The following is a 14,537-nucleotide window of genomic DNA, read 5'->3' as shown; positions in this document are numbered from 1 at the left end:
CATCTTTACAAACAGATTTTATGATGCTTTTTCGTTTCCTCTGCCTGGCTTTGCTCGTTGTATTGGCCCGGCCGGTAACCGGACAATCAGTTTTACAGCTGACCCTCGATGATGCGATCTCGCGCGCCATTGAGCAAGGACCAACAGCACAAATGGCCAAGCTTGACCTGGATGAAGCGGGATGGGAATACCGTGCATTTCAGTCGGGCTACAGGCCGGCCATCAACCTTTTTGCAAATGCGCCAGGATTCATCCGCTCGCTGAACAGCATTGAGCAAGACGACGGCTCTCTGCGGTTTGTATCCCAGCGGCGCACGTTCTCTTCTGTGAACATGTCTGTGCAACAACCGATTGCATTTACGGGTGGCACCTTCTCGGTTTCATCAGGGATTTCTCGCATTCTGCAATCCGGCGCAGGAGGCTTCACCCAATGGCAATCTTCGCCCCTGTTGCTGTCACTTTCGCAACCGCTCTTCCAGTTCAATCCGATGAAATGGGAGCGTAAAGTAACCCCGATGCAATACGAATCAGACACACGGGCCTACCTCGAAGATTTGGCACAACTTGCTACCGAAATCAGCAACCTGTTCTTTGCTGTTTATGATGCTGAGCAGAGTATCAAGATTGCATCCTTCAACGTCGCCGTAAACGACACCATTTTCACGCTAGCGCAAGGTCGATACGACATCGGCAAAATAGCTGAAAATGAATTGCTACAAACCGAATTACAGTTGATCAATGCGCAAACAGATCTTTCGAACGCGGAGATCAATCATATGCGCGCGTTGCAGGATCTAAAAATAGCACTTGGGTTGCCGTACGACGAAGATTTCCAGGTTATTCCGCCGGCCTCAATCCCTGCGGTCGATATTGATCCTGATGTAGCCATACAATACGCTCGAACAAACCGACCGGAATACCTGGATTTGGTGATTAACTCCTTGCTTGCTGATCGGGCTGTTGAGCAATCACGGCGCAGTCAGTTTGGCATCAACATGACGGCCAGCTATGGCCTTAACCAGAGCAGCGGTGATTTTGACACAGTGTACGACAATCCGCTGGATAGACAGCAGTTTGGAGTCACGCTTTCACTACCCATTTTTGAATGGGGAGGCAACCGGGCGCGGGTCAAAGCCGCCGTTGCAAACCAGGAGCGCGCTGCCGTGAACCGCGCGCTTCGCGAAGAAGAACTGGATCAGGTGGTCTATTTCCAGGTGCTGCAGTTAGAGTTGCTCGAACAGCAGGTACGAATCGCTGCACAGGCAGATACCATTGCGGCGCGCCGATTTGAGGTTGCGCGGAATCGCTACCTTGTTGGAAATATCGACATTACCGACCTCTTCAATGCCCAAAATGCAAAAGACGCAGCAAACCGATCTTATATCGGTACGCTGCGTCAATTTTGGTCTGCTTACTATGATGTACGCCGGCTCACGTTATACGACTTCGACAACAACCGGCCATTGCGCTACTAAGCGCGGATTGCATTGACTGAATACTGAGAATGGCCGGGGCAGAAGTTTGTAAAACCCGCAGAACGGCCATATCCCAAAGGCAGCCCTCAAATACTGTCCTTCATCAGGTTCATGCGCTCCCAATCGCGCAGGAGCTTGTTAGAAAGCACATTACGCACGAGCTTTTTCCAGCTTGATGATGTTTCAAGCCATGCATTTTTATGCTTCGGTAATACCATGAGGTTGTCGCGTGCAAAGTTTTTGGCGGACTCCTCTTCTTCGTCGTCGTTCAACACGCGCAAAAACATATCCATCGGGAAATTCCAGGACAGCGGATTGCCCCGATCCTCCATGAGGTAATCGATGAAGGTACGCGCAATAAGCACCTGCCCCACAATCAAGTCTGGCTTTGTCTCTTCTTGCAACCAGATCTGAAAATCGCTGATCGCTTCGCCCTCATTGGGCTTGTAGTCCATGTAAGGGAGGCGTGTCAACACCAGAATTGCAATTTCTTCCTGATGGTCCTCATTGATCAGATTAAACCATTCGAGAAGTGCTTCACTCGGATCTACCATATGCCTGTTCTTTTATCCAATATATATTGCTAAGCATTGCGATATCCTGCTCGGTGTATCGCTTTTGAAGGTAGGCAAATTAACGCGCAGCGCGCTAACATCATACCCCCTTAACGGGAAACTAACGGATGATTTGCGTATCGTATGCTAGCTGCCATCAGCCGGCGTTATACGGCTCCGCAATCCCGTTGAGTAGCCTTAATGTACATATTTTACACATGTATTCAAACAGTAGTTCCCAAATAACGGCCGTTTCAGGGCAAAGAAGCATTTTACACTGTGCCCTTACCCTGCTTGTGGGCAGTGCGATGCTATACGCTGCCAGCGGATGCGGGGGCCAATCGGGTGCGCTCCACGTACCAGACAAAGTAGAAGCGGCACCGCTACCTTCTTTTAGCCCCATCCCGGAAGATGCGCTGGTTTTGTTTGATGGTACATCCCTCGAAGCCTGGCAACAGAAAAATGGCAAGGAGGCGCGGTGGCGGTTGAAGGAGGATTACATGGAAGTGCGGAGATGGACCGGGTCCCTTTACTCTAAGGCTGCGTTTGGGGACATACAATTACACGCAGAATGGGCAACACCAGCGCGTGGAATTGGACGGGGGCAACATAAAGGAAACAGCGGTATCAAACTGATGGGCCTTTATGAAATCCAGATCCTGGATTCCTATAGTAATGAAACGCACCCCGATGGCCAGGCCGGCGCAGTGTACAGCCAATACCCACCTTTGGTGAATGCATCACGACCACCGGGTGCGTGGCAATCGTTCGACATTGTCTTCCGTCGCCCTAGGTTTACTGCTTCGGGTGCCCTTGAGTCACCGGCATACCTGACCGTATTTCACAATGGCATCCTCATTCAAGACCAGGTATCCCTGAAAGGACCAACCAAAGGAAACAGCGGCTATACGCCACACGCAGACCAACTCCCCATCATGCTGCAGAATCACCGTTCCAAGGTACGATTCAGAAATATCTGGGTGCGCAAACTGGAGCAATAGGCTTACCAGCGCCAGATTAAAAGCATAACCAATGTCACAACTACTAGAGGCCATGCCAGGCGCATAAATCCATCAGCTCCATCTTCACCATCGGACCGGCTTCCAACAGGTAAGTTTTCTTCTGCGCCAATGATATCTGCGCCAAAGTGGGCAGCCAACTGATTCATTTTAGCCATTGCGCCTGGTGTCGGTGTACCAACGGTGATTTCTCCCTGGACCAGGTTAAACACTGCGTTCTCTTGCCCATTGGTCCACCTGATTACTGCAAACGCGTTACCTTCTGCAAGTACAGAAAACTCTCCATCACCATCGATAGCCTGCATCAAGTCGGCTTTTGCAATGGTACGCTTGATCGACATGGTATCTGCCATAATACAAACCTCTTGGCCTTGCACGTGCGGGTCCGCTTGTGAGAGGGATGGAGGAAAAGCAAGCGGCGTTATTTCTCTTGTATACTAAAATCGTCGCCCCCCGCGCAAGGCTCTGAATTCTATGCAGTCCAATACAGCTTATTGATCAATGGGATAGTGATCGGCATCACCGTACAATACCCGCCACTCTCCTGCCCGCTTTTGCCATACAAACGAATTGGGGCCTTTCGATTGAAGCAACGTACCATCTTGCTTGAGAATCGAATCTCTAAACACAAAAGAAGATATTGCCAGGTCAGGCGCAAGGGGTATAATCTGGATATCAGACCATGTGGTTTGAAAAAACGTAAGGCTCCCCATAAACGCTTTTGATCCATCGACAACATCCTCATAACCTACGCGCGCGCCATCAGCAAACATCGTGTATTCTGGCCAGAGCAAATCGATTACCCCTTGCGCATGCATAGACGTATCAGCGGTATGGAAGGCATCGAGTGCCGCCTGCACTTCGGGGACAACGTGCGAAGTATCGTCGCTACATCCATGTGCAAGAACAAACATAGCAACCACCAGCACAAACCCTATCCTTGTACACACCATTTTATGCCTCCTCATCAGCATCGGTATCGTCTGGGGTAGCCGGCGCCTCTTCACTTTCAGGCTCATCTATCTCGGGTGCAATTACCGCACTAAATTCTTCTTCTTCATCAAATCCGGTTACAGGAGGTAACACGTCTTTGAAAGCGACACCGTAGATATCCCATATCGTAACAAAGAGCGCTGCGATGATGGGTCCGATAATCACGCCAACAATGCCAAAAAGCACAATACCGCCGAGGGTGCCAAGCAACACCATCAAGTCGGACATTTTGGTGTCTTTGCCAACCAGCCACGGCCGGAGGAAATTGTCTGCACTGCCAACAACGAGGGCACACCAGATCCCGAGTCCGATTGCAGCACCGGCATTGCCAATGGCAAACAGATAGATCACACCTGGAATCCAAACAATGGCGGTCCCGAGGGCCGGTACAATGGAGAGTACTGCCATGATGGTGCCCCAAAACGTCGCACTCGGAATGCCGGCTACACCAAAACCAAGCCCCGCAAGTCCCCCTTGAATGGCACCTATTACCAGTGTCCCTTTAATGGTCGCCCGGGTGACTGAAACAAAGCGCTCCAGCATCAAACCTTCATCTTCCGAAGAAAGCGGCATGAAGTACATGATTTTCTTCAAGGTTTGCTGTCCATTTAGCAGGAAGAAAAACATGGCATACAGCATGATAAAGAACTGGAAAAAGAACGTAGCTGTACCCGATGTTGCAGCGGCCAATCCGTTAAAAAGGAAATTTCCGATGTTGCCGGCAAACTCGCCCAGCTTGACCATGATCTGGTCTTGATACGGCCTGATATACTCGATGAAAGGCAATTGCTCAAGCCAGGCGTCTATCTCAGACCGTTGCTGGAGCCGGTCTTCAACCCAGGGCCGCACTACCTGGCTCACTTCGAGGGCTTCTGCCGCCACGATGCTCCCCAATACCGCCAGGGGCACAAGCACCACAACAATTACAAACAGCAAGGTCAATCCTGATGCAAGCCCACGGCGGCCTTTAAAAAGTTTATCGAGGCGCTTAAACAAGGGATAAACTACGCCACTGAATATTGCCGCAAGCAACAGGGAAATCATGAACCCGCTGATGAGCGCAAAAAAAGCTATAGAAATGGCAACAAGCAAAAGGATGAGAAATCCTTTCTGAAAACGATCCTGATCGATCATGTACCTGGTGGATTACAACGTGTTTGTGGGTACGCCAACAGCTGCAACCGCTTAACACCTTGCCGAAAAATACCTTGCCGGCAAGACCTTGAGCGTTTTGCCCATAAACATCACAACGGATGTCTTTGGCAGCGATGCAACCTGCTACCCATCAGTATACGAGACAGCGGGCGCAGAAAACAAATAACTGGCAGATGCTGCGAGCCCGTGAGCAATGCTCTTGAAGGCATTGCCGCCTTGAATTTTCTCAGCCCCAAAAATGCGATCAAACAAAGCGGCAACAGGATGTACCAGCGAACTCCCTCCTGTCAGAAATACTACATCAATATCTGCCGGCGACAGTCCATTTTCTTTAAGTAACTTTTCAACTGAAGTTTCAATATTGCGCACCTGCTTTTCAAGAATTTCAGGCGTCTCCTCTCTCATCAGCAGCGTCTCTATTGTGATGTTCTCTTTTGCATAAGAGATAAACTGCTCTTCAGCCCCACCAAGTCCAATTTTCGCTTTCTCAACTTCTTTAATAATGGCAAAGCCCAGGTTCTTGTTGATCAGCGTTAACAAACGGGCCAGCTTTTCTTTTTCGTTCGAATAGAAATGGAATTTCTTCAACGACTGCTGCATGTCCACACTGCGCAACAGCGACAGCTTTTCCCATGAGCAGATGGTTTTGAAAATATGGATGGGCACGGGTAACCACTTGCCAAACGACTCATATTCAGCATCGAGCCCGAAGTACGGCACGAGTTTGTGCCACATAATTTCAGCATCAAAATCGTCTCCCCCTACCTTGATGCCTGACGTCGCAATGATGTCTTCCTGGCGATCCGTAGTGGCGCCTGCATCGGGCCGCAACTGCATGATGCAGAAGTCAGATGTACCCCCACCTAGATCGCCTACAAATACGGTTTTGGGGGATTGAAGCGCTTGCTCATAATGAATGGCAGCTGCGATGGGCTCACGCAAGATGCGCACCTCTTCAAAGCCGGCAAGTTTGGCGGCAGCAGTCAGGCGCTTAACAGCAAGCGCGTCTTTTGCAGTATCAGGTGAAAAAACGCTTGGCCGGCCAAGTACTACCTGTTTTACGTCTTCTTCAAAGTGGGCGTCGCATGTTGCTTTCAAATGAGACAGGAAATACGAGACCAACAGTTCGATTTTGACTTTCTTGCCATAAATCGAAAGGGTCCCAAGGGAGGGCTCTGGCAAAGCTGATTTAATAGATTTGATAAGCCGGCCCTGCATCCCTGAAGCCACGTACTGATGGATCGCCTGTTTACCCAGAAAGTAACGCTCCCGATCACCGTAAGGGAAAAAGATGGCGCTTTCTATCGATTTCTCGAGGCCATCTTCCGAGACCACCTTGCCGGTTGCACTATCATATACCTCAATAACTGAATTGGACGTTCCGAAATCGATGCCGTAAATCAGCCTGCTCATGCTACCTGAATGCTGGAATACCTGGATGGAATTGCGAAAAAATAAAAGGGGGCGTTGGTACTTGCTAAAGCGGCGAACGTTTCAGGTTTATGGCACCTCGAAGTACATCTTTTCCCGAAATCCCAACCAAATACCGCCGGCATTTGGCCACGGCAAAAACAGGTCCGTTTACACACCAGCCATAACGCAATTGCAGGCAAGATTACAGATAGACAAAAACACATTGACTCTGCTCCATTCACAGTGTACCTTCTGCATACTCAAACACTGAGTATGCATGTCATGAATAGATCACCAACTCCCGTTGCTTCAAACGAAATTGCGCTGCTGGGCTTCCTCCTTGATGGCCCACGCCACGGTTATGCCATGTACAAAGAACTAACCCAGACAAGCGACCTGTGGCTGGTTTGGCGGATGAAGCAAAGCCAATTCTACGCTTTACTTGCGCGTCTGGCATCTCATGGCTTGCTCACTTCCTTCAAAGGGGAAGCTGAGCCGGGCCGCCCCCCACGAAAAATGTACCAGCTAACTGACGCGGGACGTGCTGCTTTCGAAGACTGGCTAAAAGCGCCTGTACAGCGCGGCCGGCAATTCAGACTAGACCTGCTTGTCAAGCTCTTCTTTGCCCAAAAACAGGGCGCGCAAGGCGTGAGCACCCTGCTAAACATGCAACAAAAGACATGCAACCGTTGGTTACAAGAATGCACACACGCTGCACGAGATGCCGCACAACCGTATCAACGGTTGGTGCACAAATACCGGACTGGACAGATTGAAGCCATGCTTTTATGGATCGACGCATGTCGTGAGGAGTTGGTCTCTGCAGCCAGCATAAATCCCGCCCATTCATGAAGTTGCACCCCCAAGGCATATTCCCTCTGATGACCATTTCAGTATTGTGCATGCTGTTATGGGCCGGGTGTGTGCTGCGCGGTGAAAGCCAGCCCACAAACCAAACACCCCGGCAATCTTTAAACGTGTTTGCCGCAGCTTCTCTTGCTGATGCATTTAGTGAAATTGCACGGGCATTTGAGGGCCAGCATCCCGGACTGGAGGTTGTGCTCAACTTTGCCGGCTCCCAACAACTCGCAGCACAAATAAGCCAGGGTGCACCAGCAGACGTATTTGCAAGCGCCAACCACGGGCAAATGCAACGTGCCATCACAAGTGGACGAATTCAAGCGGAGGCGCCAACTACCTTTGCCCGAAACCACCTCGTTGTTGTTGTACCAACCCGTAACCCATCCCGGATTTACACACTTGCTGACCTTTCGAGAAGCGGATTGCAATTGGTTATCGCTGACGCCGTGGTGCCGGCAGGGCAGTATACCCGCAAATTCCTCACGCAAGCCGCCTCGCTACACCCGGATTACAGTAAGCTGGTGCTTGCCAATGTGGTGTCTTTCGAGCAAAGTGTGCGCGCCGTACTTACAAAGGTACAACTGGCTGAAGCTGACGCCGGCGTTGTTTATGAAAGCGATCTCTCAAAAACATCAGCAGTCACACCACTCTACATCCCAGACTCCCTGAATGCTACCGCCATGTACCCCATTGCACCGCTACACAATAGCCCAATGGACAGCCTCGCGCGGGTATTTGTAGCATTTGTGCAGGCACCTGATGGGCAGGCCATTCTCAAACGCCACGGATTCAAAGCGCCCGAAGAGGAGTGACATGACAGGCTCCTCCCCCCTTCGCATTGGACTTTCGTGGTGGATCATGGGAATCCCCCTCCTCATTTTCCTCGCAATCCCTTTGGTCGCCCTGCTGCTCCAAACAAATCTGGATACATTAATACAGAATCTGCTGCAACCTCAAGTTTATCAGGCCCTTTGGTTAAGCCTTAAAACCAGCTTTCTTTCGCTGCTTGTCACCGTAACATTGGGTACGCCCCTGGCCTTCTTGCTGGCACACAGAACGTTTCCCTTTAAACGTCTTGTTGATACGCTTGTGGACCTGCCCATGGTTTTGCCGCCGGCCGTAGCCGGGGTTGCATTGCTCATGGCATTTGGGCGAAATGGACTGATCGGACAATACCTGGGTGTGCAAATTCCGTTTACCCAGCTTGCCGTGGTAATGGCCCAGGTTTTTGTGGCTGCGCCGCTTTATGTACGTGCCGCCATTATTGGCTTCAACCGAATGGACCGCGATCTGGAAGAGGCGGCTATTTTGGATGGCGCCCAAACCCGAGATGTTATGCGGTATGTCACTTTACCTGTTACGGGCCCCGCCTTGCTGGGTGGCGCGGCGCTTACCTGGGCGCGTGCGCTGGGCGAGTTTGGCGCAACCATCATTTTTGCCGGCAATTTGCAGGGTCGTACGCAAACCATGCCCCTCGCCATTTACCTTGGCTTTGAACTGGACACCAGCATGGCCCTTACCCTCTCTGTCCTCCTGCTGGCAGGCTCTTTCCTCGTCCTGTTTTTGTTACGTCGCACCCTTACACCAGACGCGTCATGAGACAATGTGTGACGTTATCAGTGCTGCACGCAGGGTATGCAGCATGGCATCGCGGTTTTGGGTGGCTTCCTCTAGAAATGCAGCCGGCGCTGCTGTCGCGGCGTCGTATTGCCCACTCCATACAATCATGTCTACCATCAGCGGCAACAGATCGATACCTTTCATGGTCAGGCTGTACCTGATCCGCGACTTCTTCACAGTATCCGCTGAACGGGTTATCAGGCCAGCATCTTGCAGGCTACGGAGCCGGTTTCCTAATACGCTTGTTGACACCTGCTCTTCTGCTTGCAAAAACTCATTGTAGTGACGCTTGCCTTTGAACATCAGGTCACGAATGATGAGTAGCGACCATTTGTCTCCAAAGTGCTCTAGCGCAAAATTGGTTGGGCAGTGTGAACGGACTTCCATAACCGTGTTTGATTTTTTTCAATACACAATTTTAACTTGGCAAAAGCAAGTTAAATACATATCTTTAACTTGGCAATACGAAGTTAAATCAAATACCCATGGCAACTACACTGGTTTCAACATCAAGGCCCCTTACGTTTAAATCCATAGGCCTTACTGTACTGGCATTTATGCTTGCTTCTTTTACCGTGCAGGCAGGGTCGCATTTCTTTCTAAACACCGCGCATTACAGTAGCGTTTCTTTTATGCGCCCTGAACCCATTATGCCATTGGGGCTATCCGTTATGATTCTCCAGGGAATCATATTGGGTCTCCTCTTCCCCGCTATCAAATGGCGTGGCCCGGTAAAACGCAACGCATTGCTGTTTTCATTACTCATGGGTGCGTTTCTTGGTGCCTACATTGCCTTTGTAGAACCGGCCAAATATGCAGTACCATCCGTTGGTACCTGGATATGCGTAGAAGCTTCAGCAAGCCTCGTCCAGTTCCTTATTTTTGGCGTGCTGCTTGGCTTCATCCACAGAGAATCTAAACTTACCTAGCATGATGACTGACGACAAACAGGCGCTCTTCTGGGATCTTGCAGCTTCTTTGCTAGAAGAAACCGGCGTGACAAAAAACACAATGATGGGATACCCATGCCTCCGATCCGATGGCAATTTCTTTGCATCTGTGATTCCACAATCTGGCAATCTGGTGGTAAAACTCCCCAAAACGCGGGTAACATCGCTTATTGAGGCAGGTGCCGGCCTCGCCTTTGCACCAAATGGGCGCGCATTCAAAGAATGGATACAGGTCGCCGATCGCGATGAACAATTATGGCAAACATTGATGGCGGAAGCCATGGCGTTTGTCTCATAATCTTCTGTTACCTGACGGTTGTACAACCACCCGATCCACGCGGCAATTGAAGCAGCCTGGACCTGCATTGTGGATATGGACATAATCAACTGCGGCGCATTGAAATAGCTCGTCCAATACCATCTCAAGTTTTTCTCCATTGGCTATGCGGGTTTCAATCATCATATCTCCTGAATCGTACCCGCGAAGAGACAATGTTCGATGCCTGAGCATCAATGGGATTTCGTTTTCTTGCAACTGGGTGGTTACTGCATTTGCTCTCACAAAGATGGGTCCCACAGCCTGATATGGAGAGCTATCTGGTTGATGGCAGTATGGCAATAGGTAAACGGTCTCTCCAATCTCGGCATCTATCAGGCTCACCCGGCACGGGTAGCCGGGCTTCTCTTCTACCACGCATCTTTGTGCGTTGATTTTAGCAAGGGCAGTGTTTGAAAGTTGGTGCAAGTGTTCAAATTGTGCAGCGGGCAAACCCGCAATACGGAAATTTGTCATGACGTAGCGAATGAATGTTAAAGAACATCTCAAAGTAAGCCCCTACGCCTTGTCCCTCGACCCACTTCTTGCGCTATTTCGTATCTGGTTAATTAAATGTCTGCCCGGACGATTAAACAGATAACCTCTAATCGAAAGCACAAAATCGTGAGCAACGAAACTGTACCAAGCGCGGCACAACCCGCCAGTTCAGAAGTTGGCGGGCCAGTTATGGTAAGCGCCATGCACCATCTAGCGCAGGTGGTTTCCAAGTTACCCCATTACATTTTCTGGAAAGACAGGCAATCGGTTTATTTTGGGTGCAACCAAAACTTTGCAGAAGTGGCCGGCCTCTCATCCCCCGAAGAAATTGTTGGCAAAACCGACTACGATTTACCATGGACGCGGGAAGAAACGGAGTCGTATCGCGCACATGACAAACGCGTTATGGATTCCGGCAAACCCGAATACGAAATAATTGAACCACAATTACAGGCAGACGGCCGTAAAGCCTGGTTGGTCACAAACAAAATCCCCCTCAAGGATCAAGCAGGGAATATCATCGGCATCCTCGGCACATTTGAAGACATAACCCAGCACAAAGACCAGGCAGACGAACTGCAACGCCACCGTACCCGGCTCACACAGCTTATTTCAGAATTGGAAGACACCAATACCCAACTTGTTAAAGCTGATTTAACCAAGAGCCAGTTCCTGGCCAATATGAGCCATGAGATTCGCACACCAATGAATGGCGTAATTGGCATGACTTCTCTTCTGCTAGATAGCAATCTTACAGAAGATCAACGTGGATTTGTCGATATCATCCGGGCCAGTGGTGAGTCCTTGCTGACTATCATCAACGACATTCTCGATTTTTCAAAAATTGAGGCCGGCAAACTGGTCCTGGAATCACACCCGTTTGACCTGCACACCTGCGTTTCCGAAGCACTGGATCTTGTAGCGCCGTCCGCATCAGCCAAAGGGTTGGAATTGTTGTATTACATCGATGCTACTGTACACCCGGTTATCAACAGCGATATCACCAGGCTCAGACAAATTCTGGTCAATCTGTTATCCAATGCCGTAAAATTTACGGACGAAGGAGAGATCCTGGTCTCGGTCAGTGCAAAGCCCGACCAGGATGAATCGGCGCCAGACAAAAACCTGTACCAGGTAGAATTTGCAGTAAAAGACACCGGCATAGGCATTCCGGCTGATCGAGTGGATAGCCTTTTTGATGCATTCAGCCAGGTTGATGCCTCTACTACCAGGAAATACGGGGGTACGGGCCTTGGTCTTGCCATTAGTTTGCAGCTTGCCAATTTACTCGGCGGTGGCTTACGGGTTGAAAGTACTGCTGGCAGCGGTTCTATTTTCTACCTAACCATAACTGCAGAAGCAATAGCCGATGCGCCAAAAAATGACACGTCCATCCTCAACGGAAAAACAGCGCTAATCGTTGACGACAACGCAACAAACAGAACCATCCTCTCTGCCATGACAACATCGTGGCAAATGCAGCCTACTGCCGTAGCCTCAGGTGCAGAAGCCCTGGGCCTGATTAACAGCGGACATCAGTTTGACATTGCGCTGCTAGATTACCAGATGCCTCAAATGGATGGCCTCTCACTTGCCAAGACGTTGTCTCATCATGGCATGGTGGACAACATGCCCCTCGTTATGCTCAGTTCCATCGGGGAGCGTCAGGCCAACACGACCGACTTAATTGACCACTGGCTCACCAAACCGGCAAAACACGACCAACTCCAGCGCGTGCTCGCCAAATTACTCGGCAATGGCGAAAATACTTACCCAACCACCACACAGCCCCAAATACTATCTGCCCAAACGGATTTCTCTACGCTCCGCATATTGCTTGCTGAAGATAATGTGATCAACCAAAAAGTTGCCCTGCGGATGCTGAAACGCATAGGATGTCATGTTGATGTTGCGGCTAATGGACTTGAGACGTTGCAGGCCCTGACTCAAATTCCTTACGATATTGTATTGATGGACATGATGATGCCCGAGATGGATGGGCTAGAAGCTACAAGGCAAATCAGGCAGCGTGCAACCAGCCATCAGCCTTATATCATCGCATTAACGGCCAATGCAATGGAGGAAGATCGTAACAAGTGCCTCGATGCCGGCATGGATGATTATCTTGCCAAGCCCATCCGAATAGCAGAAGTAGAACTGGCCCTTAAAACTTTTCTGGAAAAACCCAAAGCATAGACTATAGCAGCACCCTCCCAGGAAGGCCCTTTTTTCGGACATCAATTCTACTTAGCTTGTAGTTCATTCCTCGCATCCCCGAACTTTACAACAGGCTTTCATGAGACAGGCCCCCCGCTTCCTGTTCTTGCTATGCGTTTTGTTGTGCATTGCGTGCACTGCAGAACCAGCATCCAGCCCAACTGATACCCAACAAGCATCCGGCTATCCAATTTCTCCAGAAAAGCTTGCCGGCCTTGCTGATGCCATTGCAAACCAGGAGCAAACCCTGCTTGCCACATGGTACCCCCTGGTAGTAGATCCTGTGAATGGAGGGTACCATTCCAATTTTGATGCGGATTGGCAGTTGATGCAAGACCAGCCGAAAATGATTGTAACCCAGGCCCGGCATGTCTGGACTGCATCGCAAGCATTTATGCGCTACCCTGCCGATTCGCTCTATCTCGGTGTTGCACGCCATGGGTATAATTTTCTGCGCGACCACATGTGGGATGCGCAACACGGTGGTTTCTATACGCTCGTTGACCAGCAAGGCAACGCCATTTTAAACGGACACAACGGATACAAGCGGGCCTATGGTAATGCTTTTGGTATCTATGCGCTGTCTGCGTTTGCAAAAGCATCAGGAGACCCGGAGGTATTGGACTTTGCAAAAAGAGCCTTTCAATGGCTCGATCAACACAGCTACGACACGGTGTACGGTGGATACTACCAGTTCATGACCCGCGCCGGCAAAGCCAGCCACAAAGGCTACGCCGGCACACCACCTAAAGACCAGAACAGTTCAATCCATCTGCTCGAAGCATTTACGGCCCTCTATGACGTATGGCCCGACCCAACAGTTCGTGCCCGTCTGGAAGAAATGCTGGTTCTCATTCGAGATACCATGGTCCTCGATAACAAATACCTGCAATTGTTCTTCGATAAAGAATGGCACCCCGTTTCCTACCGGGATTCATCCGATGCGACACGTAAAGCCAACCTGTATTTTGACCATGTTTCTGTTGGCCATGATGTGGAAACTGCGTTCCTGATGCAAGAAGCTGCGCATGCACTCGGCATACCCGACGAATCCACGATGCTAGTAGGTAAATCAATGGTAGACCATGCTCTTGAAGTGGGTTGGGACGACGCGCTCGGTGGGTTTTATGACTACGTTTACTATTTAAAAGACAGTACCAAGGCAACCGTACTCGGGGATACCAAAAACTGGTGGGCGCAGGCAGAAGGCCTGAATGCTTTACTCCTCATGCACACCCTGTACCCCGATGATGGTGCAGCATACTTCGATAAATTTGCGCAGCAGTGGACGTTCATCAATGAATACCTGATTGATCACGAGCGTGGAGGCTGGTACAGCGGAAGCATTGACAAAGAGCCGGGGCGTATTCATAGCCAGAAATCTGGAATTTGGAAAGGGAATTACCACACGGTGCGTGCCCTGATGCACACCAGCGACATGCTTCGAACCGAATTTTAATTCGCCA

16 protein-coding genes are annotated in these 14,537 nt (G+C 50.1%); 9 read left to right on the top strand and 7 right to left on the bottom strand.

Going from position 1 to position 14,537, the window contains the following annotated elements; all coding sequences use genetic code 11:
- Positions 1–20 precede the first annotated feature (20 nt).
- Complete coding sequence (locus tag AAF564_02730; protein ID MEM8484432.1) at positions 21–1,475, top strand: TolC family protein; 1,455 nt, start codon at positions 21–23, stop codon at positions 1,473–1,475.
- Between the two features lie 86 nt (positions 1,476–1,561).
- On the opposite strand, the gene AAF564_02725 is transcribed toward AAF564_02730, so the two are convergent.
- On the bottom strand, positions 1,562–2,029 hold the full coding sequence (locus AAF564_02725) for a hypothetical protein (GenBank protein ID MEM8484431.1): 468 nt from the start codon (positions 2,027–2,029) through the stop codon (positions 1,562–1,564).
- A 308-nt stretch (positions 2,030–2,337) separates the two neighbouring features.
- Here AAF564_02725 and AAF564_02720 point away from each other — a divergent pair, with 308 nt between their 5' ends.
- Positions 2,338–3,030 (top strand): DUF1080 domain-containing protein, encoded by a 693-nt coding sequence (locus AAF564_02720; GenBank protein MEM8484430.1) that lies wholly within the window; start codon positions 2,338–2,340, stop codon positions 3,028–3,030.
- 2 nt (positions 3,031–3,032) lie between these two features.
- Here AAF564_02720 and AAF564_02715 read toward each other — a convergent pair whose 3' ends face one another.
- The 4 genes from AAF564_02715 to AAF564_02700 all read right to left on the bottom strand — a co-directional run bounded on the left by AAF564_02715 (position 3,033) and on the right by AAF564_02700 (position 6,609).
- On the bottom strand, positions 3,033–3,401 hold the full coding sequence (locus AAF564_02715) for a hypothetical protein (GenBank protein MEM8484429.1): 369 nt from the start codon (positions 3,399–3,401) through the stop codon (positions 3,033–3,035).
- A 138-nt stretch (positions 3,402–3,539) separates the two neighbouring features.
- Positions 3,540–3,962, bottom strand: a complete 423-nt coding sequence (locus AAF564_02710) for a nuclear transport factor 2 family protein (GenBank protein ID MEM8484428.1) — start codon at positions 3,960–3,962, stop codon at positions 3,540–3,542.
- A gap of 40 nt (positions 3,963–4,002) precedes the next feature.
- Positions 4,003–5,175, bottom strand: a complete 1,173-nt coding sequence (locus AAF564_02705) for an AI-2E family transporter (GenBank protein MEM8484427.1) — start codon at positions 5,173–5,175, stop codon at positions 4,003–4,005.
- Between the two features lie 144 nt (positions 5,176–5,319).
- Positions 5,320–6,609, bottom strand: a complete 1,290-nt coding sequence (locus AAF564_02700) for an Hsp70 family protein (protein MEM8484426.1) — start codon at positions 6,607–6,609, stop codon at positions 5,320–5,322.
- 282 nt (positions 6,610–6,891) lie between these two features.
- Between AAF564_02700 and AAF564_02695 the strand changes: the two genes are divergently transcribed.
- The 3 genes from AAF564_02695 to AAF564_02685 are packed head-to-tail and all read left to right on the top strand — an operon-like array spanning position 6,892 to position 9,069.
- Positions 6,892–7,461, top strand: a complete 570-nt coding sequence (locus AAF564_02695; protein MEM8484425.1) for a PadR family transcriptional regulator — start codon at positions 6,892–6,894, stop codon at positions 7,459–7,461.
- The gene (gene modA / locus AAF564_02690) at positions 7,458–8,282 is read left to right on the top strand and encodes a molybdate ABC transporter substrate-binding protein (GenBank protein ID MEM8484424.1); all 825 of its coding nucleotides are present in this window, start codon (positions 7,458–7,460) and stop codon (positions 8,280–8,282) included. Before AAF564_02695 ends, modA begins: the two co-directional genes overlap by 4 nt.
- A gap of 1 nt (position 8,283) precedes the next feature.
- Positions 8,284–9,069, top strand: coding sequence for an ABC transporter permease (locus tag AAF564_02685; protein ID MEM8484423.1), 786 nt, complete (start codon positions 8,284–8,286; stop codon positions 9,067–9,069).
- Here AAF564_02685 and AAF564_02680 read toward each other — a convergent pair.
- Positions 9,064–9,477, bottom strand: coding sequence for a helix-turn-helix domain-containing protein (locus tag AAF564_02680; GenBank protein ID MEM8484422.1), 414 nt, complete (start codon positions 9,475–9,477; stop codon positions 9,064–9,066). The genes AAF564_02685 and AAF564_02680 overlap by 6 nt on opposite strands.
- A 98-nt stretch (positions 9,478–9,575) precedes the next feature.
- Between AAF564_02680 and AAF564_02675 the strand changes: the two genes are divergently transcribed.
- Both AAF564_02675 and AAF564_02670 read left to right on the top strand, forming a co-directional pair.
- Positions 9,576–10,019 (top strand): hypothetical protein, encoded by a 444-nt coding sequence (locus AAF564_02675; protein ID MEM8484421.1) that lies wholly within the window; start codon positions 9,576–9,578, stop codon positions 10,017–10,019.
- A gap of 1 nt (position 10,020) precedes the next feature.
- A complete protein-coding gene (locus AAF564_02670; protein MEM8484420.1) occupies positions 10,021–10,338 on the top strand; it encodes a hypothetical protein in 318 nt (105 codons plus the stop codon).
- Here AAF564_02670 and AAF564_02665 read toward each other — a convergent pair.
- Positions 10,333–10,833 carry a DUF1203 domain-containing protein gene (locus AAF564_02665; protein MEM8484419.1) on the bottom strand — a complete coding sequence of 167 codons (501 nt, stop codon included), beginning with the start codon at positions 10,831–10,833 and terminating at the stop codon, positions 10,333–10,335. The genes AAF564_02670 and AAF564_02665 overlap by 6 nt on opposite strands.
- A 147-nt stretch (positions 10,834–10,980) precedes the next feature.
- Between AAF564_02665 and AAF564_02660 the strand changes: the two genes are divergently transcribed.
- The gene (locus AAF564_02660; protein MEM8484418.1) at positions 10,981–13,050 is read left to right on the top strand and encodes a response regulator; all 2,070 of its coding nucleotides are present in this window, start codon (positions 10,981–10,983) and stop codon (positions 13,048–13,050) included.
- Between the two features lie 100 nt (positions 13,051–13,150).
- Positions 13,151–14,530: an AGE family epimerase/isomerase gene (locus AAF564_02655; GenBank protein MEM8484417.1), complete on the top strand. Its 1,380-nt coding sequence runs from the start codon at positions 13,151–13,153 to the stop codon at positions 14,528–14,530.
- The last annotated feature ends 7 nt before the right edge of the window (positions 14,531–14,537 follow it).

Source organism: Bacteroidota bacterium (genome assembly GCA_039111535.1).
In the GTDB taxonomy this organism is placed as follows: Bacteria; Bacteroidota; Rhodothermia; order Rhodothermales; family JAHQVL01; genus JBCCIM01.
Note: the sequence above shows the minus strand (reverse complement) of the source record. Positions and strands in the feature narration are given on the sequence as shown.

Excerpts from the sequence above, each read along its gene's own strand:
- AAF564_02730 (MEM8484432.1), top strand. The coding sequence starts at position 21 with ATGATGCTTTTTCGTTTCCTCTGCCTGGCTTTGCTCGTTGTATTGGCC.
- AAF564_02725 (MEM8484431.1), bottom strand. The coding sequence starts at position 2,029 with ATGGTAGATCCGAGTGAAGCACTTCTCGAATGGTTTAATCTGATCAAT.
- AAF564_02720 (MEM8484430.1), top strand. The coding sequence starts at position 2,338 with ATGCTATACGCTGCCAGCGGATGCGGGGGCCAATCGGGTGCGCTCCAC.
- AAF564_02715 (MEM8484429.1), bottom strand. The coding sequence starts at position 3,401 with ATGGCAGATACCATGTCGATCAAGCGTACCATTGCAAAAGCCGACTTG.
- AAF564_02710 (MEM8484428.1), bottom strand. The coding sequence starts at position 3,962 with ATGTTTGTTCTTGCACATGGATGTAGCGACGATACTTCGCACGTTGTC.
- AAF564_02705 (MEM8484427.1), bottom strand. The coding sequence starts at position 5,175 with ATGATCGATCAGGATCGTTTTCAGAAAGGATTTCTCATCCTTTTGCTT.
- AAF564_02700 (MEM8484426.1), bottom strand. The coding sequence starts at position 6,609 with ATGAGCAGGCTGATTTACGGCATCGATTTCGGAACGTCCAATTCAGTT.
- AAF564_02695 (MEM8484425.1), top strand. The coding sequence starts at position 6,892 with ATGAATAGATCACCAACTCCCGTTGCTTCAAACGAAATTGCGCTGCTG.
- modA (MEM8484424.1), top strand. The coding sequence starts at position 7,458 with ATGAAGTTGCACCCCCAAGGCATATTCCCTCTGATGACCATTTCAGTA.
- AAF564_02685 (MEM8484423.1), top strand. The coding sequence starts at position 8,284 with ATGACAGGCTCCTCCCCCCTTCGCATTGGACTTTCGTGGTGGATCATG.
- AAF564_02680 (MEM8484422.1), bottom strand. The coding sequence starts at position 9,477 with ATGGAAGTCCGTTCACACTGCCCAACCAATTTTGCGCTAGAGCACTTT.
- AAF564_02675 (MEM8484421.1), top strand. The coding sequence starts at position 9,576 with ATGGCAACTACACTGGTTTCAACATCAAGGCCCCTTACGTTTAAATCC.
- AAF564_02670 (MEM8484420.1), top strand. The coding sequence starts at position 10,021 with ATGATGACTGACGACAAACAGGCGCTCTTCTGGGATCTTGCAGCTTCT.
- AAF564_02665 (MEM8484419.1), bottom strand. The coding sequence starts at position 10,833 with ATGACAAATTTCCGTATTGCGGGTTTGCCCGCTGCACAATTTGAACAC.
- AAF564_02655 (MEM8484417.1), top strand. The coding sequence starts at position 13,151 with ATGAGACAGGCCCCCCGCTTCCTGTTCTTGCTATGCGTTTTGTTGTGC.